Below are 672 nucleotides of genomic sequence, written 5' to 3' on the forward strand. Positions count from 1 at the left end.
GATCACGATATAAGGTCGATTGCCCATACCAAGAAAGGAGATCAACATGAACGCCCATACGCCCAATTATTCCCTTGCGGTCGAAGGGGTAGAAGGCTACTGCCCCGCCGGTGAAGCCTACGCGGAACGAAATATCGCCGATAAGAAAATCCCTGTTTTGTCGTGTGAGGGAGCTTGCATCCGGGGAGAAATCGCCAGGCTTGCCGCCAACTTGGTGACACGGGAAATGTCGTCGTACGCCCGCGCATGCCACGGCGAAACGTTCCTTGTCCCTCATTCGAGCATGGCGCGCTGGGTCAAGGAGGCTGACAAGACCGTCATGATTGATGGATGCTTCCTGAAGTGCCATGGACGGGTGCTGAGGAAGTTAATTGGAGAAGAAAAAATCGTTCATATCGATGCCCTGCCCCTACACAGGAAGTATTCCGACGCCTTCCTCATGGACGACGTTCCGGAAGAGGAGCGCAAAGAGACCGCCCGTCAGGTGGCGGATAAGATCATCGCAATGCTGAAGCATGAAAAGCATCAGCAACCGGCAAGAAGAGATGGGGATTTCATTTCGGGGGCGCGCCGACCAGCCCGGTAGCTAACTTCCGGCTGGGCTGCCAGATTGAGAGGACATTAGGCGACCCGCTTCGCACCAAGGCGCTTGATAACGATGCCGAGATGCAC

At 55.4% G+C, this 672-nt stretch carries 1 protein-coding gene; it reads left to right on the plus strand.

All coding sequences use genetic code 11. The features are described 5' to 3' along the window. The first annotated feature begins 46 nt into the window (after positions 1-46). On the plus strand, positions 47-586 hold the full coding sequence (locus GTN70_03365; protein ID NIO16031.1) for a hypothetical protein: 540 nt from the start codon (positions 47-49) through the stop codon (positions 584-586). Positions 587-672 lie beyond the last annotated feature (86 nt).

It is taken from the genome of Deltaproteobacteria bacterium, from assembly GCA_011773515.1.
Classification (GTDB): Bacteria; Desulfobacterota; Deferrimicrobia; order J040; family J040; genus WVXK01.